Source organism: Alishewanella sp. d11 (assembly GCF_049390205.1).
Taxonomy (GTDB): domain Bacteria; phylum Pseudomonadota; class Gammaproteobacteria; order Enterobacterales; family Alteromonadaceae; genus Alishewanella.
Map to the genome: position 1 here is coordinate 3,358,419 of NZ_CP186547.1, position 24,831 is coordinate 3,383,249.

The following is a 24,831-nucleotide window of genomic DNA, read 5'->3' on the forward strand; positions in this document are numbered from 1 at the left end:
ACGAACAACTAACAACTTTTAAGGACTTTTGCTGTTATGCTGAGGGCAGCTCTCGAGAAATTATTATTTGAGCTCGGCCCGCTGCTTTACCCTTATATAAAGCGTTATCGGCCAATTTTAACCATAAATCTAAGCTGTCTATTGTGCTTGGTAAAGACACAATACCAAAAGTCGCTGCGTAATATAGACTGAGTTCGTGGTATAAACAGGGAGATTGTTTTAGGTTATGAAGTAATTCCTCGCAGAAAACCTTAGCTCCGTCTTCCTGACAGTTTTCAAGTACTATAATAAATTCTTCGCCGCCCCAACGGCCGATTACATCGGAGCTACGCACTCGCTCTTGCAGCATCTTGGCAAAATGCTGCAGCACTTTATCGCCAGCATCATGACCGTATTGATCATTCAATAGCTTAAAGTGATCTATATCAACCAAGATGAGACTAACGGCCTGCTTAGTTCGCCGACTATTTTGCAGTGTTTCTTTAAAGCGTTCAGCAAAGCCGGCTCGATTTAGTAAACCGGTTAGTGAATCATGCTCGGCTCGACGTTTTAAGCGTACTGTCAATGCTTCCAGTTCGCTGGTTCTTTGTGACACTAATAACTGCAGTTTGTAATTACGTTTGTTCAGATGCGCTTGTTGTAACTGCATAAAAGCTACCGTTACTAAAAAGAGCAGTAAGACTGCCACTAACCAAATCCAAGTCGCAGCCCACCAGGGAGCTTGCACTGTAATAGCAAGCTGATAGGGATTAGTGGTATTAATACCGCGGGAATTCTGGCCAGCAATTTCCAGAGTGTACTGGCCCGTAGGCAAATTGATATAACGCACTTCATGATGAGTGCTAAAGTCACTCCAACGATTGGATAAACCTAGCAAACGCGTGCGGGTAGTATTGGTTTCAGAATGGCGGTAATCAATTAGCGCAAAACGAATAATGAGTTCTCGATAAGAGTAGGGTAGCGCCAGTTCTGTCGCATTTTGTAAGAAGTCTCTCGTGTGATCGATACCATCGATGATAATACTAGTAATCACTACATCAGGCACAGTTAGCCTTTCTTTCTCAGGTGCAACTTGCAGCAAAACAGGCCCTTTGGCGGTACCCAACAGAATCTCACCATTTTTTGCGACTGAATAGCTATTTCGTTGCATACTCAAGCTGGGTAAGCCATCGTATAATTTATAACTAACAAAATGTGCTAACCTCGGTTCGAAGCGGGCAGGGCCATGATTGGTTAATACCCAGAAGCGATTTTCGTTATCAAAAAAAGCACCATTTACAAACAAACTGGGTAAGCCATCCTGCACAGTATAATGTTTAACTTGTTGCGTTTTTTTATCTACGCGCCATAAGCCGTATTCTGAACAAAGCCATAGATAAAGGTCCTGCTCAGCTAGTATGCAGTTATAACCATCGATCTGATCTTCAATTGGAAGCAGAACACGCTGCCAGCCGGAGCTATCGGCACTTTTCCTAAATAAGCCCGTATAGCGGCTTACCGCATAAAAAGTATTATCCTTATCTTTACTTATCTGATAAATCTGGTCTCCACGGGTGTTAGTTAGTTCATCAAGTTGTAATTCAGCACGTTGTTGCTGCGGTTGCCATTGGATTAAACCAAATTGCCATAATCCTAAGTAAAATGTACCTGCTTGATCAATCGCAAGATCAGTAACAGCGCTAATGGGTTTATTAATGATATCGAAAGGTTCTGTGACTGCAATAAGTTGCAGATTATCAACGCGATACAGGCCGTTACTGGTTGCCAGCCAAATATCTCCAGAGGGATCTTCTGTAATCCGATAAATTTTTCTAATACCAAATTGTTGTTGAAATTCGATTGCCTGCCATTCTGCCGCTTGCTGTGCACGAAAGAATAGGACGTTCTGGCTAGCAAGCCACAAACCGCCCGATGTATCGTGGTAAATGGCACTGGTTAAGTCATTAGCGTTGCTCACTTGAAGAGGATTGTCGACTTGAAAAAGCGGTTTAAAAGCTTGATATTGTTGATAACCAAAAAATATGCCTTGTTCTCGGCTGCCAACCCAAAGCTGCTTATCTTTATCAAGAAAGAGGCTTCTTACATCAACATTCGGTAAGAAATTATAACTGTGGTCTTGCTTTAGCCAGTGCCGCGTATCAGTATCAAATTGATACAAACCATTACTTGCACCAACCCATACCGTACTATTAATACCTTGGTGTAAGGTGTTAACCCTTGGATTAACTAAGTTATCTGGAGTCATTAGCTGAGTAAAACATTGACAACTTTTCTCAAAAATAAAAATCCCTTCCGCTGAGCCTGCTATCAGAACAGCATTTAGGTATTTAATTTCTCTGACTTCATTAGCTCTACTGTTGTTAAAGTGATTAGCGGTATGCAATTTGAAGTGTCGTATCTGTTGATGTTCTTTATCAAGCAGGACTATTCCTTCAGAGGTGGCTATCCATAGCCCCTCAGGTGATTCTGTTATGCCCCAGATGCGTTGTTCATAAAGTGGATGTAGCGGTTGATTAAAGGCGACTTGCTGGATCGTATAAGGATTATCTAAATCTATATAATGTAATCCTTCAATAGTACCTACCCATAGTCGATTAGTACTGTCTTTAAATAAGGTCTGAATACGATGATTGGCTAGTGCATTTGGCTTGCTCGGATCGATAGCAAAGCTATAGGGCGGTTTTTTATTAGGATAGTATCTAAGGCCATCTCGCCAACTGGCTAGCCATATTTCTTTGTTATCCTCAAGAATAAAGTAATTTATATTTAATTGCTGCTGAAATAAGCTATTCGGATACAGCCAGTTAATAGTGTTATTGCCGTCAAATCGTAGTAAGCCATCAGTATCAGAACCAAACCACATAAAACCATCTGGATCCTGTGAGATATGGTATACAGAAGATTGTCGTGCTAAAAGCGGATCAGTTACCGGCGTGAAAAGGTAATCAGTCGCTGTTAAAGGGAAGGCGAAGAAGACAACAGCAACTAACAGCAGCCTTCTAGTTAAACACAACATTATTTCAACAGACCTTGTAACTTTGGTGATAAAGTTATACCCGTTTTCAAGAGTCTGCACAATAAAATAGCCTCTCATGCTACCGAATATTTGATAACATAGCCATTTAGCTATGTAAGTTGTTCAAATTAGGCCATTTTGAACCCCTTTCAGCAGAATGCACAGGCCAGTGCGGTAGTATTTGTTGTGAAAATAACCATTTTGGGGTTAGTAATAACCCTGTTTTTAAGTGCAAACGTATTTGCGGATCCCAATAATTTTGAACAAGCCAAAGTCCAATTAAAACAAATTTATCAGGGCAATGAACGCACTTTTTATTGTGATTGTAACATTAGCTGGCTAGGGCGCAGTGGTGGGCGAGTCGATCATGAGTCCTGTGGTTTTGCAATTTACTCTCCGAAAGGCTTACCCAGCGAAGCGACTATTGCCAGAGCCGCACGAAGTGAAGTAGAGCATATTATTCCGATTTCTTGGGTAGGCAAACAGTTGCAATGCTGGCAAAACGGCGGCCGAAAAAATTGCCAAAAATCTGACCCTTTATTTAATAAAATTGAAGGCGATTTATTTAACTTAACCTATGCGGTAGGGCAAATTAATGGTCTGCGCGCCGATCTGCCTTTTGGTATGGTGACGAATTCTATTGCACCGCAATTTGGTCAATGTGATATTAAGATTGATAGTAAAGCGCGTAAAGTGCAACCTAAGGCAGATATCCGCGGAGATATTGCCCGAGTGGCTTTTTATATGGCAGACCGTTATAACTTAAGCTTAAGTCGTCAAGATCAACAGCTTTTCATGGCATGGCACAAACAAGATCCGGTTTCTGAACTTGAATTAGTGCGACATCAGCGCACCGCAGCCTTAACTAACCGGACTAATCCCTTTGTTACAGGGGAAAAAGATTGGCAGCTTGGTTTTATCACCAGCGGTATAGGTTTGAAAGCACAAGGTTGGTTAGCACAACACTCAGGAATAACCGATACACTCACCCATAAAAGCAATGTTCAGCGTCAAGCACAAGGCGCAGCAGCTCCGGTTCATGCTAATCGCAACTCACGTGTCTACCATCGAGCAGATTGCCCCAATTACCTGAGTATGGCCGCGTCGAACCGAGTGGTTTTTCAATCCAGTGCTGAGGCTGAACAACATGGCTATCGGCTTGCTGCCAACTGCCCAAAATAATCTTTGAATTATTTTTCGTTTTGACAATCAAATTTATAATTTTGTTAAAAGGATAGAGTCGATGATTGATAAACTTTTTTTAGATAAATTATTAAAATCGGGCGCAGGACTTGCTTCACAAACCGGTAAAAGTGATATAACTAGTTCGCTATCAAGCATGCTAAAGGGCAAAGGTGGAGCGGCTGTAGCGGGTGGCGCACTAGGTTTGTTACTGGGAAGTAAAAAAGGCCGCAAGGTGGGCGGGAAAGTACTTACCTATGGCGGTATGGCGGCACTTGGTGTATTGGCTTACAAAGCTTTTGACAATTGGCAACAAAATAAAGGTAGTGTTGACTCCACTGCATCTGCTAATACCGCGCCTCAACTGCAGCTACAGGAACAACAATGCAAAGCGATACTGGTTGCCGTTATCGCTGCGGCTAAAGCTGATGGTCATATTGATGATCGAGAGCGAGAAATCATCGATGCTGAAGTTGCTAAACTTACCGCTGAACCTCAGATTATTCAATTCGTTGATGCGGAGTTAAAGAAACCCTTAGATCCTGCTGCTGTTGCTAGCCTTGCGAAAGACCAAGCAACCGGTGCACAAATGTATCTGGCAAGCTTATTAGTTATTGATGAAGAGAGCTTTATGGAAAAGAGCTATCTTAATGAACTCGCAAAACAATTAGCGTTGCCGGAGAGTTTACAACTAGCGTTACGCCAGCAAGTACAAGAAGCTGAACAACTTACTCAAACTTAATTATGTTAAACAAGGCGCAGTATTGCGCCTTTATTATAAACCTAAGGCATTTAAGTCTGCAGGGCTATGGCGCTCCAACAGATGAGGCTCTGCGCCAAAATTGCGATTGACAGCATAGCCCCGTTTAACTGCAGGTCGGCTGTCAATTAACTTGGCCCAGCGTATAACATGAGGGTAGTCGTTTACCGCCAAAAATTCTGCTGCCTCATAAAGCCTACCCAAGACTAAACCACCATACCATGGCCAAATAGCCATATCGGCAATGCTATACTCTTCTCCTGCAATATAAGTATTATTAGCAAGTTGGTTATTCAAAACATCGAGTTGTCGCTTTGTTTCCATGGTGTAGCGATCGATTGCGTAAGCAATTTTTTCTGGTGCATAAGCATAGAAATGACCAAAGCCACCACCGACAAAAGGTGCACTGCCCATTTGCCAGAACAGCCAATTTAACACTTCAGTGCGCTTTTGCAGCTGAGAGGGCAGAAAAGCCTGAAATTTTTCTGCCAGATAAAGCAAAATATTACCTGATTCAAATACCCTAAATGTAGGCTCTGTACTGTAATCAACCAGAGCCGGGATCTTGGAATTAGGATTTACGTCAACAAAACCGGAACTAAACTGTTCACCTTCACGAATATTAATAAACCAAGCATCATATTCTGCATCTGTTCTGCCATCAGCAAGGAGTTCTTCTAATAAAATTGTGACTTTTACACCATTGGGAGTCGCTAAAGAATAAAGCTGCAATGGGTGTTTACCAACCGGTAAATCCTTTTTATGCGTCGATCCAGACACAGGGCGATTGATACTCGCAAAAGCACCACCGTTTTGTTGTTGCCACTGCCAAACTTTGGGTGGCGTGTAACTCGATATGCTCATAGCACGTACTCCAGAACCTGTCCGTCTTTTAAACGGTCCAAAATAAAATTCATGCTTTCACCTCTTTATAAAAACTTATTTTTTTTAAACTAACGTTAGCTTAATATCTGCTCTGTGATAAGAGTCTTATAAGTATTTTTAAGTATGATATTGATTTATTCTCATTTTTTCTAAGATGGTCCTTATTAAATACGATTTCGCTGCTAATATAGGTCAATAGTTAAATCATCCAAGGGATTGAATTATGAAGCTTGTCTTTCCAGTAAGTCTATTTTTGACCCACTTTTCGCTTATTGCCCAAGAAACCAATTTTGAACACTGTTTAGGACTAGCCGATCAACAACGTCTTGCTTGTTATGACGAAAAAGTTATAGCGTCACAGAAACAACGCCTACTCGCGCAAAATCAAGAAACTGCTCCAGTGCTTAAATTGACAGACACTATTGCTAGTGAGTTTGAACCTGAAGTTATTCCACTCGCGACGGTGTTACACAGTTTATGGGAGCTAGATACTAGCGATAAAAGAGGTACTTTTCGTGTTAGGACTTATCAACCTAACTATTTTTTACCCGCACATTACAGTTCTTCCGTGAATCAGCAACCGCAAAGCCCAACAAGACAGGGGGCTGCGTTCCAAGAAAATTATAAGAATCTCGAGGCAAAATTTCAGGTGTCGCTACGGGCAAAGGTGTTAGAGGATTGGTTGCTACCTAATGCTGATCTTTGGTTTGCCTATACGCAAACCTCAATGTGGCAGCTTTGGAACTCTCTTGATTCTGCTCCTTTTCGAAGTACTGATTATCAGCCAGAAGTGATGTATGTCATTCCAACACTTCAATATTTCAATGACTTACCTTTTGGTTGGAATATGCAGATGGTTCGATTGGGCTTTGCGCATCAATCAAATGGGCAAAGCGAGCCACTATCCCGCAGCTGGAATCGTTTTTATGTTGCCGCCGCCTTTGAGCGCGAGCAGGTGGGTGTCGCCATAAAATTTAACAAACGAATTTCTGAAAAAGAGACGGAAGACGATAACCCAGATTTAACTGATTTTAGAGGAACAACCGAGCTATTAATTAGCTGGCTGCCAGGCAGTTCCACCGCTGTGTTAACTCGAAGAATGAATTGGTCAGATTTTTCAAAAGGTTCTTGGCAACTAGATTATACCTATCCAGTAGACCGAGAAAAACCAGATGGTTTAAGGTTACATTTGCAGTTATTCTCAGGTTATTCAGAAACACTGCTCGATTATAATCATCGTCAAAATAGTATCGGTTTAGGTTTTATGCTCTTCAATTTTTAAGGGCTATCTTAAGAGAGCGGTTAAATATGTTAATGACTGCTGTGGTTATCATTTTGAAATTAGCCGATAAAACCTCGTGATCTGAGTTTGGCTAAGATGCAAGACAGCTCACTTAGTAATCTGTTTAAATTAATAATCGATTTTCAAAAATAAAGCCCCATTTTGGGGCTTTATTGTGTCTACTCTTCACTTAGCTGTTTTTGCTTATGTTCCCATCGGCGTTTGGCAAAACGCCGCATGTTCGGGATATCGTCAGTTTCATCCATAATGGGTTGGCCGATGATGGCTTCAATAACATCTTCCATCGTAACCAAGCCTAACCAGCTGCCATACTCATCATAAACCAGACACATATGCTGTTGTTCACGCATTAGTTGTGACATTAGTTGTTCAACACTGATCTTATCGGAAATGATTTTAACTGGCTTCATGATATCGGCCGCAACAGCGCTATCACTGATATCTAGCATATCGTAGCGAAAGACAATACCTAAGGGCGCTTCGTCTTGGTCAATCACAGGGTAACGTGAATACTGATCTTTTTTCACTCTCTCGACTAAATCAACTAGCTTCTCATCTGGTCTGGCCGTTTCACAAACCGTGCGAGGTGTCATAATGTCGCGTACTTTCACATCGTGTAAGTCGAGAATATTGGCGATAACGCGCTGCTCATCTTCATCTAACTTATTTAATTCACGGCCTAAAATGGTTAATGCTTTAATTTCTTGGCGTAAATCATGCTCTTGATGACCTCCACCAAAAAGTTTCATAATTTGATCAGAAAGCCAAATAAAAGGTTTCAGGATGAAAATCATACCATTTAATATTGCTGGCAAAACTGGCGCTAATTTTGGCCAATAGCGAGCACCGATCGTCTTGGGTAAAATTTCAGACAAAATTAAGATTAAAAATGTCATGACCGCCGAAGCAATACCAAGATAACCATCACCAAACACCAGCGTAACTTGTGCACCGACACCGGTAGCGCCAACCGTATGTGCTACGGTATTTAAGGTTAAAATGGCCGCCAGCGGCTGATCAATCTTATCCTTCAGTACTTTCAGTTTCTCGTAGAGTTTAGGTCGAGTTAGCTTTTGCTGAGCAATATAACTAGGCGTGATAGATAGAAGCGCTGCTTCTAAAATTGAACAAATAAATGAAACAGATATGGATAACACCACAAAGGCGATTAAAAGACTCATACTGGTTGATTACAACACTCCGTATTACCAAGGAAACATGAGTATAAATAAAGTCTAAGCTAAAATCGAGAACTTAACGCTATGTTAATCCAACCTACGCAATATGCAGGTATGATGCAAATATGAATTAGCTGGTTACTCCAGCGGACTTTTACCTTAAGATAGCCAAAGTAAATCTATTTAAAACAGGGTCTAATCACCATTATGAAAAAAACTTTTCAGGTAGAACCAAGTCATTATATTTTAATTGGTGCGCTGCTATTAGCGATTTATGGCAGTTATTTGCTTATTGCGCCTTATGTCGGGGCCTTGGTATTAGCCTTTGTTTTATCGCTGCTGTGTTTCCCGGTACATGAATGGATTGAAAAGAAGTTACCAGGTAAACCTAACTTAGCCGCCTCGCTATCCTGCATTTTATTGGTTATTGTCATTTTAGTTCCTGCATCCTTTGTATTTATGGCGATTTTACAGCAAGGTCTCACCTTTACTCGGCAAAGTTATGCCTGGCTCAATACGGGCGGGGCAGAGCAATTATTGCAACATCCTTATTTGCAGCAAGCACAGCAGTTTTTATCACAGTATATTCCTGCTGATATTCTCACTGCGCAATCCATCATAGAGAAATTTACCGAGTTTGCATCAAGCTTTAGCAAAACCTTACTAGACCTAAGTACCAAGTTAGTTGGGGATATTACCGGCTTTATTTTTGGTTTTATCCTGATGCTGTTTATTCTGTTTTTCTTATTAAGAGATCACAATAAAATTGTTGATACCTTGTATTGGGTGATTCCGTTATCTCGTTCACAAGAAGATGCCTTGCTAAATGAAGCACGGCAAGTTGCTCGCTCTGCCGTGTTAGGGTCATTTCTAACTGCGATAGCACAGGGTATCGCCGGAGGTATTGCGATGGCGCTAGCGGGTTTCCCGGGATTATTCTGGGGGACGATGATGGCTTTTGCTTCATTTATCCCTGCTGTTGGTACAGCACTAATCTGGTTACCTGCCAGTTTATACTTACTACTAACGGGTGATTGGGGCTGGGCGCTCTTTTTAGCTATTTGGGGAGTTGTGGTAGTTGGCTCCATCGATAATATTTTAAGGCCAATTTTAATGCAGGGTAGCTCTCAAATGAGTACCTTATTGATTTTCTTGTCATTATTGGGTGGTTTGCAGTTGTTTGGGCTCATCGGACTGATTTATGGCCCCATTATATTTGCGTTAACGATGGTGTTATTACGTTTATACACCATTGAGTTTAAAGATTTCTTAGAAAAACAAGATAATAGCTAGTTGCATACTCTATGGCGATAACGCTGCAATTTATCACCAGCTTAAACGCGATTTCTGCACCAGAGTGGGATAGTTTGTTTCCGACAGACTATCCATTCACTCGCTACGCGTTTTTAATGGCGCTAGAGCAGGGCGAAAGTATCGGAGGTAACAGTGGTTGGCATAGCCAGCACCTTACCTTGTGGCAGGACGAGCAACTGATCGCTGCGGTGCCGGGTTATATAAAATCACACTCTTATGGCGAATATTTATTTGATTGGCAGATCGCGCAGGCTTATGAACAGTATAGGTTGCCATTTTATCCAAAATGGATCGCAGCTATTCCTTTTACGCCTGTAACAGGACCTCGACTCGGGGTACGAGATGAGTCATTATTACCAACCCTTTTACCAATTATTAGCCAATATTTAATTTCGGCCCTTACATCAAAGCAATTGAGCTGTGTGCAGTGGCTCTATCCTGAATTTTTAACTTGCCAAACACTTGTTGAGCAGGGATTTTGGTTACGGCATGATGTACAGTTTCTGTGGCAAAACCAAGGCTATCAACAGTTTAGTGATTTCCTTACCGGCTTAACTTCGCGTAAGCGTAAACAAATCCTCAAAGAGCGTTCTAGCTGTCAGCACTTAGTTTTAAAGACGCTTACAGGATTGGAGCTCACCCCTCAACATTGGCAGCAGATTATTAAATGCTATCAAGCTACCTACCTGAAACGCTCAGGGCATACCGGCTATATTAGCGACAATAGCTTTCATTTAATGGCCAAGCATATGGCGGATCAGTTAGTAGTATTTGCTGCTTGCACCGCAGAGCAACCCGATACAATAGTAGCCGCCTCGTTATGTTTTAGCAGTAACAATACACTTTATGGTCGATATTGGGGCGCTATAGCAGAGAACGAATTGCTACATTTTGAACTTTGCTATTACCAAGGCATAGAGTATTGCATTAAACATGGTTTGCAATACTTTGATGCCGGAGCACAAGGCGAACACAAGTTAAAACGTGGCTTTGCCCCCGTGTTGCGTTATGGTGCTTATGCTTTTGCAGCAACGCCCTTAGCGGGCGCTATTAAAAACTATTTTACGCAAGAAACTGAGCATCTTACGGCTTACATTGCTGCTGCTAAGCAAGCTTTACCTTACAAAGATTGAAGGGTATCAACGCTTAAACCACAGTAAACGATTATTAGCCGGCATCGTAAAATCTTCATGCAGTTGAAAAGCATGCATTTTAGCGAGCGCAACGACCTGTTCAATATCTCTGATCCCCATCGCAGGATCACGACTTTTTAAACTTTGATCAAACAGTTGGTTACTGGCACTCGTAAAGTGGCCTGCATAGTTAAAAGGGCCATAGATACATAGCGTTGCTTTTTCTGTAAGCAGTTCGTCCAACCGTTGAAACATGCTCTCAACTATTGGCCAACTCATAATGTGTAATGTATTAGCCGTGAAAAGGCCATCAAAACGGTTTGGCAGCATAAGCTGCTTTGTTACATCGAAGCTAAACGCTTGAGGTAAATTAGGCAGCGCTGCACGTTTAAGCCGCTCATTTAATTCTGGTAAATAGTGTTGCTGATCACTGGCTTGCCACGTTAAGTGCGGTAAGTTCTTGGCAAAGTGTGCAGCATGCTGCCCAGTACCACTGCCAATTTCCAGTATTGCTGAGCATTCTGCAAAAGCTTGCTGAAGTATGGCAAGGATAGGGGCTTTATTGTTTTCGCAAGCTTGGGAGTAGGGTAAATCAGGATACATTTTATGAAAGCCATTTTTTGATAATCTAAGAGTATAGGATAACAACGGATAATGCTTCGTTGGCTATCCCTGTGCACGCTAGATTGTGTATTCAACAACATAACGCACACAGGCTACTATCTTAATTTACACTAATACTTCTAACCAGTCTGATATGACTTTCATTTCCTCGGACACCCCAACTTACATTACCTTCACTAAAGTTAAGTCCCCATGCATCCCGATCATGATGCACAAAAGGCGATGCACTCCAGTACCAATCTGCCGGTGTAGCGGGGAAAAACGCCATGTTTATTGTTGGCTTTTGAAAGCTCCCTTCTTGGCAACGACCATCCGTAGTTCTTTGAAAACGGCCATCAGGTCTTGCCATTTCAGTGCGTCCTGTAGAACAGAACACAATGGTGCTTAATTCATCAATTGTGGGTACACGCCAATCTTGTTGACCAACAAAGGTGTGTTTACTGGCTAATTCACTTGCGTTGGTCCAATTGCTTTTTATCGGATCCCCTTGGCAGGTATTACCGGTCCATTTCTGACCTAGGCTACAGCGCATCCACATTAAACCTGTTTCTTTATCAGTGAGGGTACCATTTTGATTATCAATAAATCGCTCTGAACTTATCTCTGGCACCGTATCACAAGCTTGTAATAAAAATGCTGAAATTATTAATCCTATTGTTAGTTTTAGCCTTGTCATCATTGTTACTCCTAGTGTGCTTTTATGTTTTTAGAACGTCCAGTTGACATCTACTTGAAATTGCCGGCCAGGTTGCCAATCTGCATCCTGATCTGCGCTGCCTAAATAAAGTTTGTTAGTGAGATTGTTAATTTTTAAAGCTAAAGTGAGCTGAGGCACAACACGATAGCGATAATACAAATCGAAGATTGTTGTACTTGGTAAAGCCGTTTCGCTAGCTGCAACGCGATCCTTTTTTATGCGGTATTGGCTAGATAATGCGAATTGGCTCAGACCATTATCATAAGTTAAATCATGTTGGAATTTTGCAGGGCTAACATCGGCAAGTGGCGTTTGGTTTTGATCCCAACCTTGCTGCCAATGCATACCAAAACGATGGTGCAATAACGGCGACATTTGCCAGTTTATGGAAACCTCTACTCCCTGTAATGTGCCTCTGTCTACATTTCTGAAGCTAATTAAATTTGAGTTGATGCGGTAGCGCTCGATATAGTTTTCGATTTGATTACGATAGGCTGCAACTTGTAAACCCACTTTATCCGCAGAATACTCAATACCAATTTCCTGATTTAATGCCGTTTCCGCAGCTAAATTGGGATTACCGAGCGTACGGCCTCTTGGTGTTTCACCGCTAAAAAAACGCTCACTTAGACTGGCATAACGAAATCCATCAGCAATTTTGTAATAACTTTGCCAATTGTTAGCTAAATCAACTGTTATTGCTGCATGCCCGCTAAACCGTTGCTGCCTGATCTTTGCTATTGGGGTTAGCTCACTTTTTTGCCACAAAATATCAAAACGACTGCCTATTTCAAAAGTCAACGCCTGCTGGGTAAAAGCCATCTCGGTAAAAATAGCTGCGTTATCTTGCTGGGCGTTGACCACAGGCCGTGCAACCAAGCCGCTTTCTTGCTCAGTAACATTAACGCCATAACGGCCAATCCACTCGAGACCAGTTTGACCGTTGACGCCTTTGACATGCCAAGGCAAGCGTAATATAGAGCCTAACGTATGTGATTGATATGTGCTCAAGGTCTCTCGGTTATTTCGCTGCACCTCACTATCCCAGTTTTGATAGTGCTGATAAGCCTGCCAATGCCACCCTGTTTGGTGGGTTAAGGTCACTTGAGATAACAGATGTTTTTCTGAGGGATAGCGCGTGGTTTCAGCTGGGTATTTTCTATTGGATTTACCAATATTATGATTGTCGCTAAACACCATGCTATAGTTTATTTCAAAATCGTCCATTTGCTGCTGCTGAGACATTAGCAATGCAAATTGAGAAAACTCAGTATGTAAGGATTGACCATTAGCCGCCTTGCTGTTTTGTGCCTGACGGTAGGATAGGGCATAGTGCTGTTGTTGGTGTTGCGTGCGAAATAATACAGAATTTGCATTCCCATTGTGATTAAAGCCATAATGCAAATTAGCTTGGTTTGCTTGCCAACGATTTAAGCTAATAATTCCGCCCATTGCCTCTTGACCATATAGAGTCGCTTGTGGCCCTTTAATGGCTTGTACACTTCCAATAAAACCAATGGGGATAAAAGAGAGCGAACTACCGGCTCTGCGCTCGGTAAAAATAGGAATGCCATCAAACTCGGTGCGGATCCGCTGCCGGCTCATTCCTCGAATACTATAACTCTGAAATTGTCCTCCCTGACCATTAAGATTGATGCCGGGTATGCGACTGAATAACTCTGCTGGATTGTAATCAAACACTTCACTCTCGGTGGTTACTTTATAGTGTAAATCCGCTGAATGATTGACGCTTCGATTTGATGAAACAATTATCCGTTCTATAGCACTGCTTTCTGCAAAAACAGGCAAAGTGATAAAAAAACTTAGGGTAAAAATACATATTGGTTTTTTTTTTGTTTGTTGCATAACAGGTCCTACAGCAATGATGCCGGTTGCTTTGCAACCGGCATCAATTAGGTTTAGTTAGTTAGGTTTACTGTATTGGATTTGGTAATATCCTGTTGAGTTTTGGTTATCGATACGAATACGGTAATAACCTGGCGTGCCTTGATAGTTAAGTTGGTTTTGCCCTGTTGCGACAGGTGTCCACCACCACCAAGACCACTTCTCAAGGGTAAGGGTGGCCGATCCTTGCAACTGCAAACACACTTTATGTTCGCCACTACTGTTGCTTAAGTACCATGAGCCATTTGGATGGACATTAGTTTCACCCCAGAATCCCCAGAAATAACCGACTTCTGTAGTACCAGAACATTGTCCGCCACCATTATCACCACCGTCATCACCGCCACCATCATCAGGACGTGTTACTGTTAATGACTTCATGATTAAGTTGGTTGCGCCACGATTATCCTCAACCATCAACTCAACATCATAACTACCTTCTTCTGCATAGGTGTGACGAGGGTTGCGCTCAGCTGAGCTATTGCGATCACCGAAGTTCCAGTCCCAACGCACCACCTGACCATCACTATCAGTCGATTCGTCACTAAAACTCACAGTTAAGCCATCGATGGTATAGCTAAAATTAGCTGCTGGTGGCGAATTTACGGGTTGCTCTGATACTTCTACCGTTCTGGCAAAGGTGTCTGTAGCACCATCGTTGTCAGTCACTGTCAACTGAACGTTATAGCTACCTGGGCTGAAATACGTGTAGCGAGGATTTTCTTCTGAAACGGTCCTTGAACCATCACCAAAATCCCATTCACTACTGACTACACTGCCATCACTATCTGTAGATAGATTCGTGAATTGTACGTTCAGGAAATCTGCACTAAAGTTGAAGTTTGCTGTAGGAGGGAGATTAGTATCACTGACGGCAACTTGTTGTGTTTTACTGGTTGTTGCACCATCATTATCCGTTACGGTAAGTTTGACCGCATAAGTGCCTGACTCCGTGTAGGCTTTTCTCGGATCTTTTTCAGTGGAGCGAGTACCATCACCAAAATCCCATTCGTGACTGACAATTTCGCCATCACTATCTGATGATGTATTGGTAAAGCGCACTTCAAGACCATTTCGGGTAAAAGTAAAGTCGGCTTCTGGTGCTTGATTTACGGCTGATACGGTAACTTGCTGTGTCACCGTATTTGCTGCACCGCGATTATCTCTTACCGTTAAACTCACCGTGAAGTTGCCAGCAGCAGAATAGGTCTTTTGCGGATTTTGTTGCGAACTGCTGGTACCATCGCCAAAACTCCAACTCCAGCTTTCAATACTGCCGTCAGGATCCGATGAGCGATCTGTAAAATTAACGGTTAGACCGTTAGCAGCTACATCAAAAGCCGCAACTGGTGGCTCATTAGGCACCTCTGTAGTGTTAAGGCTAATACGCCATGCACCTCGCCCATAGGTACCTGCCAGTAAGGAATTAGAAGCCTTATGAATTTCTAGATCAGTGATGGTATTGCCTATTGGCATACCAGCATTAAAGGATTGGAAATTATCACCACCATCTGTTGATTCAAACATACCAATATCAGTACCCACAAAAATACGTTGCGGATTGTTTGGATCGATCGCAACAGAGGTAGCAGGTACAGAGGGTAAGCCATTACCTACTGCTTGCCAGCTATTACCACCAGAGGTTGTTCGATATAGTTTCGCACCCTGAAAGCGACTGCGGGTAACAAACATGCGGTTTAAATTAGATTCATCTATGGCGATATCAGAAACACGACCACCCGGGTAGTTCCCCGTTACATCCGTTAATTGCGCACCACCTTGCGCCGGATTAGTGCTTTTAAAGATCCGGCCGCCACTTGTCCCTACCATCAGCAAATAGCTGCCATTTACTCTGATTGGACGTAATACTGATCCAGCAGAACCTAAGTTTCCAGATAGCGCAGTCCAGCTGAAGGGGTTTGCTGAGCTGGAAGCAACATACACCCGATCTGAGGCTACCCAAATACGATTACCAGCGCCTGCAAGCGGCATAACCCAAGGGAAATTATTACTGGGCGTTAAACCCGTATTTGGAATTTGTGAAAAGCTGCCTGGTGCACCACCCGAGGTAGAACGTACAATCCAGGGTAAACCTCCATTAGGATAACTGGTTTGGAAAACGATGTTAGGATTGTCCTCATCGATGACGTTCATAAACCCATCACCAGAGGCATAGGTTAAACGCCAAGTTTTGCCATCATTAGCTGTTCTGCGAGCAGAGGAGTTATCTTGTGCACCACCATAAACTGTATCAGCATTTCTTGGATCTACAGCGATATCGTAGAACTGGGTAACATTCAAATTACTGTTTAAGTTAGTAAAGCTACTACCGGCATTATCTGAGCGCCAAATACCACCATCAGTACCCACCCAATAACGATTAGGATTGTTTTGAGACCACGTCAGCACATGCGTATCTTGGTGAACCGTTTGTTGAGTCCCCCAGTTTGATGTGAGGTAACGTAACGATTGACCACCATTGGTTGAAATAGCATGACGAATGGAGCCAATTAATACCGTATTTGGATCATCTGGTTTAACAGCAAGTGCCAAGTTGAAGGTACATTGACCTTCACACGCCCTGCTATTCATTAATTGCCAACTTGACCCACCATTAGCCGTGCGGTAAAGCGCTGCATTATCACCCATAGCATAAAGTACATTACTGTTAGAGGGGGCCATCGCAATTCGCATCCGGCGTTGTGAAGCCTGTAAACCCGAGCTGCTATTGTTAAAAGATGCTCCCGCATTGGTTGAGCGCAGCACGCCAGCACCCGGTGCCCCTGCATATACCGTAGTACCATCCGGAGCAAAAATCATATCTTCAACTAAACCACTGTATACGCGGCTCCAGCTATTGCCGCCATCTGTAGTGCGATATACGCCCCCCCCAGTTAAAAAGCCTTGGCTATCACAGGCACCAAAGCCGCCTACTAGCACGATATTGCTGTTAGTGGGTGAAACTACAACACTGTTAATGATTTCAAGAGGCATAGCGGTACTACCAGAACCATTTTTAGCTTGCCAACTAGTACCTCCATCTTCACTCAAAAACACGCCTTTACCTAAGTAGCCAGCACAACCGCCACCATTACGATCGCCTGTACCTACCCAGATACGTTCAGGATTAGCAGGGTCAAGTGTAATATCACCAATAACCAAGGTGCCTGTTTCATCAAAAACAGGCGTCCAACGTTGGCCACCGTCGACAGTTTTCCAAACACCGCCGGCAGCTGCACCAAAATAAATAATATTTTCGTTACTTGGATGGGTAACAATGGCATTGTGCCGACCGGATACCCGACCAAAGGCCCAACCAGTCATATCCATTGAAGATGGGCCGAGCTCTTGCCATAGCTCACCAGAGGAGAGTGCGCGCATCATGGCGTCGCGTTCTTGAGCGCGCATCATTTCAATGCCGGTATCTTTTAATACACGAGCATCAGGTTCATCACGTAATCCTCGTGACTCTTCAAACCACTTCTGACGTTCTAAGATCCGCCAACCTTCGTTACTTTTATCTGAACGTTCTTCTTGCGCTTGAATAGAACCTGTTGTAGCAAAAAGGCTTAGCAGTATGGTTGACATGATATTACGTTTGAATTTTATTTTTTGAGTATGCTTTCGGTTGCTTGTATTGTTCATGTGGATGTCCCTGGATGATTGTTATTTTGTTTGCTTATTGAGCAATATCAGGTTTAGCAGTAAGCAACGTGCCTGTGTACTTCACAGGTGTTCAGATGGTCATTTCAGGGTATAAGCGGGGCTGAACAATAAAAAATGCCCCAACATAAAGTTGGGGCGAAGTACCAATGAAGAAAAAAAGGTGTAACTTAGAAAGTTAATTCTACTCTTAAGTAGCCAGCACGACCGAGCATGTCATAGACTTGTGTCACGGCATTGGCATCACTTGCTGAACCACTGAGTGGCGCAGCTCTATCAAGTATATTATTAATACCAAAGCGAATATTTGCATTATCGGTAAACTGGTAGGCCACTGTTAAATCCATATAGAATGCAGAGGCTATTTTCCGTTCAAATGCCACACCACCGGTCCACCAGCCAACCACTTCCTCTTGTACAGCATCAATATAACGGAAGCGAAGTCCAGCATCGAACTGTTGATATTGCCAATCTAATGAGAGGTTACTGCGTAATTTAGCGAAGTGCCCATCATGATTCTCCCAGTGTCGTCCTTTATGGTCGACAACCTGATTACCGGCTAACTGTTTTTGATACTTTAATAAATAACTGGTATCAAACTCAATTTTGAATAAGCCCAAAGCATCGGTTTTAATCGGATAACTTAAGTTAAAATCTATCCCTGCAGTATCAAGTCCCCCAACATTTAGGGTGTAATCGTAAATCATTTTGATAACGCCTTGTACACCTGAATCTGGGCCAAAACGCTCGATAGAATTACAATATTCTCCACGATAGTAGCAACCATCTAGCCGCGCTTGAGCACCGACAGTGGAGATAGCATTTTTTAAGTTAATACGCCAATAATCCAGCGTCATGGATAAGCCATTTAACATTGCTGGGGTATAAACCATACCAGCAGTGACAATATCAGCTTTCTCAGGTGTAAGCGAAACACTGTCGCCCCAGTTTACTGCACCGCCGCCGCGCGCGGCGAGTTGTGCTGCACCAAAATTATATCCCTCTGGAGGTACACCGTTCGCTATACAGTTAGCATTAACTGTAAGTACCTCACAGGGATCTTGCACCGTGGGGAAACCTGTTGCCGCACCACCAAATAATTCACTGGTACTAGGCGCTCGAAAGGCTTCTGATGCAGTAGCGCGCAGCATAATATCGGCATGTGGCATCCAACGCAGGCCAACTTTACCTGAGGTGTTATTGCCAAAAGAGCTATAACGGGAGTGTCTTATGGCTGCATCAACCTCTAATCGATGCGCAAAACTGGCATCGCGTAATAAGGGGACATTTATTTCTGCATAGTATTCAGTAACATCGTAACCACCATCGGTGCCTACAGCAGAGCCTGCTGTAGTGGTACCTGATAAAATTAGCGAATCAGGGGTATAACTGCCTTGCACTTTGCGATATTCAGCACCCGTTGCAAATGCCAGTGGCCCTGCAGCGAGTTCCACTAATTCACCCGAAAGTGCGAAAGTAAGATCTTCTTGCCGATTCATACCTATGGAAGTGGTATTATACTGTCTACTAATATATTGCAGCATGGATTCACTTACGGCTGAATCTGTGCCAGGTTGTCCAAAAATATTTAGTGGGACGCAACCAGGAATAACCTGATTTGATGCATTTAAACAAACCAGCGTTTGTCCGCCATTGGCTGGATTGACAACTGGCGTACCCGCAGCATCAACGATTAATTGACCACTATTATCTAACCAGCCTGTAGGACCTACCGCTTCTGCCACTCTGGCCAAGTTAAAATAACCTTCGGCTCTGATTACTGAGTCACTTTTACCGTAATTGTAAGCGAGTTCCCATTGCCAATCGTTTGGTAGAACACCCTTTAAACCGACCACAGAGCGAAAGGTGCTAAAACTACGATAACTGTGTCTGCCACCCGTTTCCAGCACTCGACGTCGCCAATCTAGCAGGGTATAAGGGTTACCATCAGCATCCTTAGGGCCTTGTGTGGCATTGTAAAAGTTGTTGGGCGAGTAGGGCGCTTGGGTACCAAAAAACACCAGTGGCGCCAGTGGCTCTGGTGCAACTAACTGATGACCATCTGTTTCTACGTAGCCCATGCTACCAAAAGCGCTTAAGCTACCAAGCCAATCTATCTTTACTGGTAATTCTGTTGTGCTTTGCACATTGGCATAACGTCTTTTACTAGGCGTTTGTAAATAGTTTACTGGATTATAGTTATAGGCATGTTTGGTACCATCATAAGCTATCCAATCGCCATAATTTGGGCCACGCGTTTTAACACCATCAGGTGTGGTAACCAAGGTCCAAGGTACCGCAGATGAACCACCTTGGAAAAATGCATTAGGTCCGGTAAAAAACAGTTCATATTCTGAGTTGGCTCGATCACCCATCATGGCGCTGCCTTGATCGTTCATGCCTAAGGCAAAGACTGTATTGCTGTTTGCACTACCTGTGCCAAAAACGATATCAAAACCTGTTGTTTTAGCGTCACTTCTGGACGTCTGAGAGTGTTGCAATGAGACTTGTACACCCTCGTAATCATCGCGAGTAATAATATTTACCACACCGGCAATGGCATCTGAACCATAGACTGCAGAGGCGCCATCTTTTAAAACCTCAACACGCTTGATGATTGCGGCAGGGATGGTATTAAGATCAACAGAAGCATTTGCACCAGCACCGCCGGCAACGATACGACGACCATTCAACAAAATCAGCGTACGCTGTGAACCGATACCTCTTAGTGAAAATCGGACTGTTGAGTCTCCTCCGCGGTTAGTCTGGGTATTGGTCGCCATACCTGCAGAAACCGTTAAGCTTTGTAAGAGATCGCCAGCGTTACTGAAATTCATTTTCTTGAGCTGCGATTCATCGATCACGGTAACCGGGTTAGCACCTTCCATATCTGTGCGTTTAATTCTGGATCCGGTGATTTCAATACGTTCGGTTTGTGTAACCATTTGTTCATCAGCTAAAGACCAAGATGAGTGTAAAAATAGTGCACTACTAAGCAAGGATAGCTTCAGCGGCAATTTGAGGGTGTTTATGGACATTGTTGAATCCTATCTAGTTAATTATTATTTTGGTTGAAACCAGATCCTTGATACCAGAATCTGGTTAACTAGAGGATTAAAATGGGTATGAACGGTTATTTTACGTACTTGAAATGAAGCTAGGGACTAGTGGATTTTTAAATCGAGATTGAAAGCGCCGACTAATGGTAAATGGCCTACTTAAATCATTGAGAAATATTTGCATATGCTTAGCATCTACTGTTTTCACGTAATCCAAGTGCCTGATATTAATTGCTATTCCTCGGTTTACTTGCCAAAACAGTTGCTGATCAACAAAGTCTAAAAAATCTTTAAAGGGCATTCTTAATAAGGCGCTTCGGTTTTCACAAATGATTTCTACATAGCGTCCTTGCGCACAAACGGCTTTTATCTCTTCGATTGGTTGTAACCAACTTTTGGTGCCGATAGTTAGCTTAATGGTTTCGTTTTGTTTGGTTTGCCCTGTTTTGGGACTAAGATGGTTTTTTAACTTTGTTACACATTGCAATAATCGAGCATCACTAAATGGTTTTAATAAATAGTCAATAGCACCAAATTCAAACGCTTTTAGGGCATAACTATCATAAGCTGTTACAAAGACCAGATGAGTTTTTTTAGGAAGCTTAGCCGCCAATTCAATACCCGTAAGTTCATTCATCTGAATATCTAAAAATACAACATCCGGCTGATGTCGCTCAATTGCATTAAATGCTGCTTGTCCATCAGTACATTCTGCAACAATGTTTAATTGCGGCCAGTGTTTTTCTAGTTTTCTTCGTAAGAAGCGTAATAGATTTACTTCGTCTTCAGCAATGACTGCTTTTAGCATGGTAGGGGACCCTCATCTCAGCTTCAGTATACTGATGTTCTAATTGATTTAATTTAATTGTTGCTATTTCACCGTAACGTAATCTTAACCTCGTCTCGAGATTTGTTAAACCAATACCCGGTATGCCTGACACTTTTTTACCAGCACTATCTGTCACTCGAATCACTAAAAATGTATTGTCTTGCTGACAGTGTATTTTTATCTTGCCATGCGATTGTTGAGCTAACCCGTGTTTAATTGCATTCTCCACAAGGGTCAGTATCGACATAGGTAAAATTTCAGCATCCAGAAGAGAGTCATTTATTTCGCTAATGATCTCTAGCTTATGGTCAAATCTTATATTCTGAATAGATAAGTATGTGTTTACAATTGCCATTTCCTCCTTAAGTAATTGAGTGCTATTTCTAAATTGCGGTAAGCATAATCTTAAATATTGAGATAACTCCTCCAATAAGAACATGGCTTTATCAGGTGAGTCTTCGATTAAGTTATGCAAATTAGCTAAGGTGTTAAAAAAGAAATGGGGTTCTAATTGGGCCTGTAATAATTGCAATTGTGATTCAGCTAAGTCTTTCTCTAATTGCGTATCCGCCAGTATTTTATTCATTTCTCGCAATCTTGGTTCAACAACCTTACTGTTAAAATAAAACATAAGTAACAGTACCCAGGCAGAGGATGTCATAAAATTCAACAAATAAAGCGCGCCTTCGCCTAATTGCTTAAAGCTAAACCATTGAAAAACAATGACACATAATACAAATGTGATGCTATAACTGGAAACTGCTAAACCAAAGATGGCACCAGCAGTAAATTTCGCGTTAAGTGCAACCTTTTGCCAAGCATAGGTCAGCATCATACTTAACGAAAAAGAGGTATAAACGAAAATATATTCAGGTAGTCTTAACCAAAAATACCCCCAATTTTCTTTATAGAAATAAGTAAGCGTCAACGCTGTTACAAAGGCGCAAAGACTAGTTATCAATACAAATTTAATAATATCTTTAAGGCTGATTTGTCTAATGAATACGAGTAAAGACATGCAGGAGGCTGCCAGAATAATTCTACCTATTTTAAATTCAGTAATGTTGAAGTAAATCCATTTACTTCAACATACTCAGGTGTGTTTATGGATTAGCAGTTACTCGTAATGTTACGCCACTACTATTGAGGTAACCTCTTACACTAACAAACCAAGTACCTGCTTCAGGGTTATTAAAAGTACAAGTCTCATTATTGCCATTTCGATAGGGGCGGCAATCAAAGGTTGTTGTTGTGGATTGGGAGCCACGTCTAACGTATAAGTCGGCATCTCCGGTTCCCCCAGAGATTTGTGCTGTAAATCTTGCCATTCCAGCTGGAACGTCAACAGAATAATGGCGCCATTGTCCTGCAGTAACACTTAAGTTAGGGATAGTTGAATCAAAGCCAGTACCACCTGATGCCGGTTCATCATAGGTTGCAACTAGCTCAACGCCTGAAAAAGCAGAATAACCAACAAGCTTAACAAAGTATCTCCCAGCTGTTGGTGTAGTAAAACTACATGTCTCAGCATTGCCTGTGCGATATGGTCGACAATCAAATTGACTTAATGAAGGTTCACTACCTGAACGAACATATAAATCAGCATCACCAGTACCACCACTCATCCGGATAGCTAAGTTCCTTGCTCCTTGAGGAATATCAATGAAAAAGCTTAGCTCTTCGTTTCGTCCTGCAGCTAATCCAGATTTAGGCTGCCCGTTTTCGAGTTCATTATTTGGTGCACCACCATTATCACCTCCATTACCGGCGCCATCACAACCGTTATTGGTTAACCAATCATGTGCTGCTTTTGCTTGCACTAGGCCGAAGCCAAATGAATTATCACGACCAGCAGCGCCTAAATCTAGTGCTGTTGCATTCAACGCATTACGGATTTGGGATGCAGAACAACTACTGTGATTACTCCAGACCAATGCTGCTACGCCAGCAACATGTGGCGATGCCATTGAGGTGCCATCCAGGGCAACATAGCGATTTCCAGGATAGGTTGAGTTAACTCGAACACCTGGCGCGGCGAGTTCCACCTGCGCATTACGTTGTGAAAAACTTGCCAAGTTACGGTTCGAATCTAAAGCTGCTACTGAAACTACAGCATTATAGGATGCAGGGTAGGAGAGACTGGTGTTACCAGAGTTGCCTGCGGCAGCTATCAATAACATGCCGCCGTCTAAAAATTGTTGCATGGCATTTTGTTCAGAAGCATTGCCTTGAGAACCTCCCAAACTCATATTTACAACTTTAGAGCCTGCATCCTTACAAGATTGAATCGCTTGAATAAGATTAGATGAGAAGGTCCAATTACCGCTATCGTTGAAAATCTTAACGTTATGAATACCTGATTGACCTGAGCCAATCACCCCAACTACACCGGTGTTATTTCGCAAAGCAACCATAGTTCCAGCGACATGGGTGCCATGACCATTACCATCAGTACTCCAAGTACCATGGCCCTGGAAACTAAAACCTGTTGCATTACTGCTCGGTAAATCAGGATGTCCTAACTGATAGCCCGTGTCGATTACACAAACTTTGGCATTACCTGCCATACTGTCGCTTACTAAAGGAGCTTGCACCATATTAATGCCATAAGGTACAGATTCAGACAGGGGAGCAAGGCCATTTTGCGAAGTGGAGCGCATGGATTCAATGAGATAACGTTTACTATCTTCTTCAATCGATAGTACATTACCTTGTGCAAGCAACTTTTGAATTTGCTGAGGCGTTAAATTTGCAACAGAGGCATTGATGGTTGCTAAGTGGAACAAAAGCTCAATATTGTTATTAGTAAAAATTTTATTAATTTGCTGAGTCCAATTTTGTGTACTACTTGGACTTATAGTGTCAGCAAATCTGACGATATAGCGTTTCTCTTCTTGTGACATGGCGCTAAAGTTAAAGTTTGATTCGGGTGTGTAAACGGCCGCCATATCATTATTTGCAAAAGCTTGGCTAGTAACAGCCGCACCAATTAATAGGGTTAAAAGTTTTTGTTTGTGGTTCATTGCTGGTCCTTATTTATTGTAGGTGTATTTTTTTCGAACAGAAACAACGATGGTTTTCATATCACGAATTTGTGAAAAAAGGGGGCGTAATGTGCATGAGTGGTACTTATTTTGTCACGAGTGAGCAGTAGTTAATGCTTTTAGGTTATGAAAAAACAGGTACTATGTAATGATAAATGTATGAGTAAATCAAATACTTAGTAACTCAATTTGGTACAGGTTGGAGTCTGAAAGTATCAACTCAGGCTTGCCTTAAAAAA

At 42.3% G+C, this 24,831-nt stretch carries 16 protein-coding genes; 5 read left to right on the forward strand and 11 right to left on the reverse strand.

What is annotated here, in order from left to right:
- Positions 1–34 precede the first annotated feature (34 nt).
- Positions 35–3,016 (reverse strand): diguanylate cyclase, encoded by a 2,982-nt coding sequence (locus ACO1PK_RS15090; protein ID WP_423186426.1) that lies wholly within the window; start codon positions 3,014–3,016, stop codon positions 35–37.
- A 186-nt stretch (positions 3,017–3,202) separates the two neighbouring features.
- Between ACO1PK_RS15090 and ACO1PK_RS15095 the strand changes: the two genes are divergently transcribed.
- A complete protein-coding gene (locus ACO1PK_RS15095; protein ID WP_423186427.1) occupies positions 3,203–4,198 on the forward strand; it encodes an endonuclease in 996 nt (331 codons plus the stop codon).
- Between the two features lie 61 nt (positions 4,199–4,259).
- Entirely contained in the window at positions 4,260–4,940 is a 681-nt protein-coding gene (locus tag ACO1PK_RS15100) for a tellurite resistance TerB family protein (RefSeq protein ID WP_423186428.1), read from the forward strand.
- Positions 4,941–4,973: 33 nt separating this feature from the next.
- Here the strand turns inward: ACO1PK_RS15100 and yghU are convergent, their stop codons facing one another.
- Positions 4,974–5,822 carry a glutathione-dependent disulfide-bond oxidoreductase gene (yghU, locus tag ACO1PK_RS15105; RefSeq protein ID WP_423186429.1) on the reverse strand — a complete coding sequence of 283 codons (849 nt, stop codon included), beginning with the start codon at positions 5,820–5,822 and terminating at the stop codon, positions 4,974–4,976.
- A 244-nt stretch (positions 5,823–6,066) separates the two neighbouring features.
- Between yghU and ACO1PK_RS15110 the strand changes: the two genes are divergently transcribed.
- Positions 6,067–7,125 carry a phospholipase A gene (locus tag ACO1PK_RS15110; RefSeq protein ID WP_423186430.1) on the forward strand — a complete coding sequence of 353 codons (1,059 nt, stop codon included), beginning with the start codon at positions 6,067–6,069 and terminating at the stop codon, positions 7,123–7,125.
- Between the two features lie 179 nt (positions 7,126–7,304).
- Here the strand turns inward: ACO1PK_RS15110 and ACO1PK_RS15115 are convergent, their stop codons facing one another.
- Positions 7,305–8,327: a CNNM domain-containing protein gene (locus tag ACO1PK_RS15115; protein ID WP_423186431.1), complete on the reverse strand. Its 1,023-nt coding sequence runs from the start codon at positions 8,325–8,327 to the stop codon at positions 7,305–7,307.
- A 204-nt stretch (positions 8,328–8,531) separates the two neighbouring features.
- On the opposite strand from ACO1PK_RS15115, the gene ACO1PK_RS15120 reads away from it, so the two are divergent.
- Entirely contained in the window at positions 8,532–9,617 is a 1,086-nt protein-coding gene (locus ACO1PK_RS15120) for an AI-2E family transporter (RefSeq protein WP_423186432.1), read from the forward strand.
- A gap of 11 nt (positions 9,618–9,628) precedes the next feature.
- Positions 9,629–10,771: a GNAT family N-acetyltransferase gene (locus ACO1PK_RS15125; RefSeq protein WP_423186433.1), complete on the forward strand. Its 1,143-nt coding sequence runs from the start codon at positions 9,629–9,631 to the stop codon at positions 10,769–10,771.
- A 6-nt stretch (positions 10,772–10,777) separates the two neighbouring features.
- Here the strand turns inward: ACO1PK_RS15125 and ACO1PK_RS15130 are convergent, their stop codons facing one another.
- The 8 genes from ACO1PK_RS15130 to ACO1PK_RS15165 form a co-directional block, all read right to left on the reverse strand.
- The gene (locus ACO1PK_RS15130) at positions 10,778–11,374 is read right to left on the reverse strand and encodes a DUF938 domain-containing protein (protein WP_423186434.1); all 597 of its coding nucleotides are present in this window, start codon (positions 11,372–11,374) and stop codon (positions 10,778–10,780) included.
- Positions 11,375–11,495: 121 nt separating this feature from the next.
- Complete coding sequence (locus ACO1PK_RS15135) at positions 11,496–12,074, reverse strand: DUF1566 domain-containing protein (RefSeq protein ID WP_423186435.1); 579 nt, start codon at positions 12,072–12,074, stop codon at positions 11,496–11,498.
- Between the two features lie 27 nt (positions 12,075–12,101).
- Positions 12,102–13,958 (reverse strand): TonB-dependent receptor domain-containing protein, encoded by a 1,857-nt coding sequence (locus tag ACO1PK_RS15140; protein WP_423186436.1) that lies wholly within the window; start codon positions 13,956–13,958, stop codon positions 12,102–12,104.
- A gap of 57 nt (positions 13,959–14,015) precedes the next feature.
- On the reverse strand, positions 14,016–17,585 hold the full coding sequence (locus ACO1PK_RS15145) for a PKD domain-containing protein (RefSeq protein ID WP_423186437.1): 3,570 nt from the start codon (positions 17,583–17,585) through the stop codon (positions 14,016–14,018).
- Between the two features lie 245 nt (positions 17,586–17,830).
- Positions 17,831–20,698: a TonB-dependent receptor domain-containing protein gene (locus tag ACO1PK_RS15150; protein ID WP_423186438.1), complete on the reverse strand. Its 2,868-nt coding sequence runs from the start codon at positions 20,696–20,698 to the stop codon at positions 17,831–17,833.
- A 100-nt stretch (positions 20,699–20,798) separates the two neighbouring features.
- On the reverse strand, positions 20,799–21,527 hold the full coding sequence (locus tag ACO1PK_RS15155) for a LytR/AlgR family response regulator transcription factor (RefSeq protein ID WP_423186439.1): 729 nt from the start codon (positions 21,525–21,527) through the stop codon (positions 20,799–20,801).
- The gene (locus ACO1PK_RS15160; protein ID WP_423186440.1) at positions 21,505–22,566 is read right to left on the reverse strand and encodes a sensor histidine kinase; all 1,062 of its coding nucleotides are present in this window, start codon (positions 22,564–22,566) and stop codon (positions 21,505–21,507) included. The genes ACO1PK_RS15155 and ACO1PK_RS15160 overlap by 23 nt, the downstream gene beginning before the upstream one ends.
- 85 nt (positions 22,567–22,651) lie before the next feature.
- Positions 22,652–24,571 carry a S8 family serine peptidase gene (locus ACO1PK_RS15165; protein ID WP_423186441.1) on the reverse strand — a complete coding sequence of 640 codons (1,920 nt, stop codon included), beginning with the start codon at positions 24,569–24,571 and terminating at the stop codon, positions 22,652–22,654.
- Positions 24,572–24,831: the final 260 nt, after the last annotated feature.

Coding starts and splice junctions, on each gene's coding strand:
- ACO1PK_RS15090 (WP_423186426.1), bottom strand. CDS start 3,016: ATGTTGTGTTTAACTAGAAGGCTGCTGTTAGTTGCTGTTGTCTTCTTC.
- ACO1PK_RS15100 (WP_423186428.1), top strand. CDS start 4,260: ATGATTGATAAACTTTTTTTAGATAAATTATTAAAATCGGGCGCAGGA.
- yghU (WP_423186429.1), bottom strand. CDS start 5,822: ATGAGCATATCGAGTTACACGCCACCCAAAGTTTGGCAGTGGCAACAA.
- ACO1PK_RS15110 (WP_423186430.1), top strand. CDS start 6,067: ATGAAGCTTGTCTTTCCAGTAAGTCTATTTTTGACCCACTTTTCGCTT.
- ACO1PK_RS15115 (WP_423186431.1), bottom strand. CDS start 8,327: ATGAGTCTTTTAATCGCCTTTGTGGTGTTATCCATATCTGTTTCATTT.
- ACO1PK_RS15120 (WP_423186432.1), top strand. CDS start 8,532: ATGAAAAAAACTTTTCAGGTAGAACCAAGTCATTATATTTTAATTGGT.
- ACO1PK_RS15125 (WP_423186433.1), top strand. CDS start 9,629: ATGGCGATAACGCTGCAATTTATCACCAGCTTAAACGCGATTTCTGCA.
- ACO1PK_RS15130 (WP_423186434.1), bottom strand. CDS start 11,374: ATGTATCCTGATTTACCCTACTCCCAAGCTTGCGAAAACAATAAAGCC.
- ACO1PK_RS15135 (WP_423186435.1), bottom strand. CDS start 12,074: ATGATGACAAGGCTAAAACTAACAATAGGATTAATAATTTCAGCATTT.
- ACO1PK_RS15140 (WP_423186436.1), bottom strand. CDS start 13,958: ATGCAACAAACAAAAAAAAAACCAATATGTATTTTTACCCTAAGTTTT.
- ACO1PK_RS15145 (WP_423186437.1), bottom strand. CDS start 17,585: ATGTCAACCATACTGCTAAGCCTTTTTGCTACAACAGGTTCTATTCAA.
- ACO1PK_RS15150 (WP_423186438.1), bottom strand. CDS start 20,698: ATGTCCATAAACACCCTCAAATTGCCGCTGAAGCTATCCTTGCTTAGT.
- ACO1PK_RS15155 (WP_423186439.1), bottom strand. CDS start 21,527: ATGCTAAAAGCAGTCATTGCTGAAGACGAAGTAAATCTATTACGCTTC.
- ACO1PK_RS15160 (WP_423186440.1), bottom strand. CDS start 22,566: ATGTCTTTACTCGTATTCATTAGACAAATCAGCCTTAAAGATATTATT.
- ACO1PK_RS15165 (WP_423186441.1), bottom strand. CDS start 24,571: ATGAACCACAAACAAAAACTTTTAACCCTATTAATTGGTGCGGCTGTT.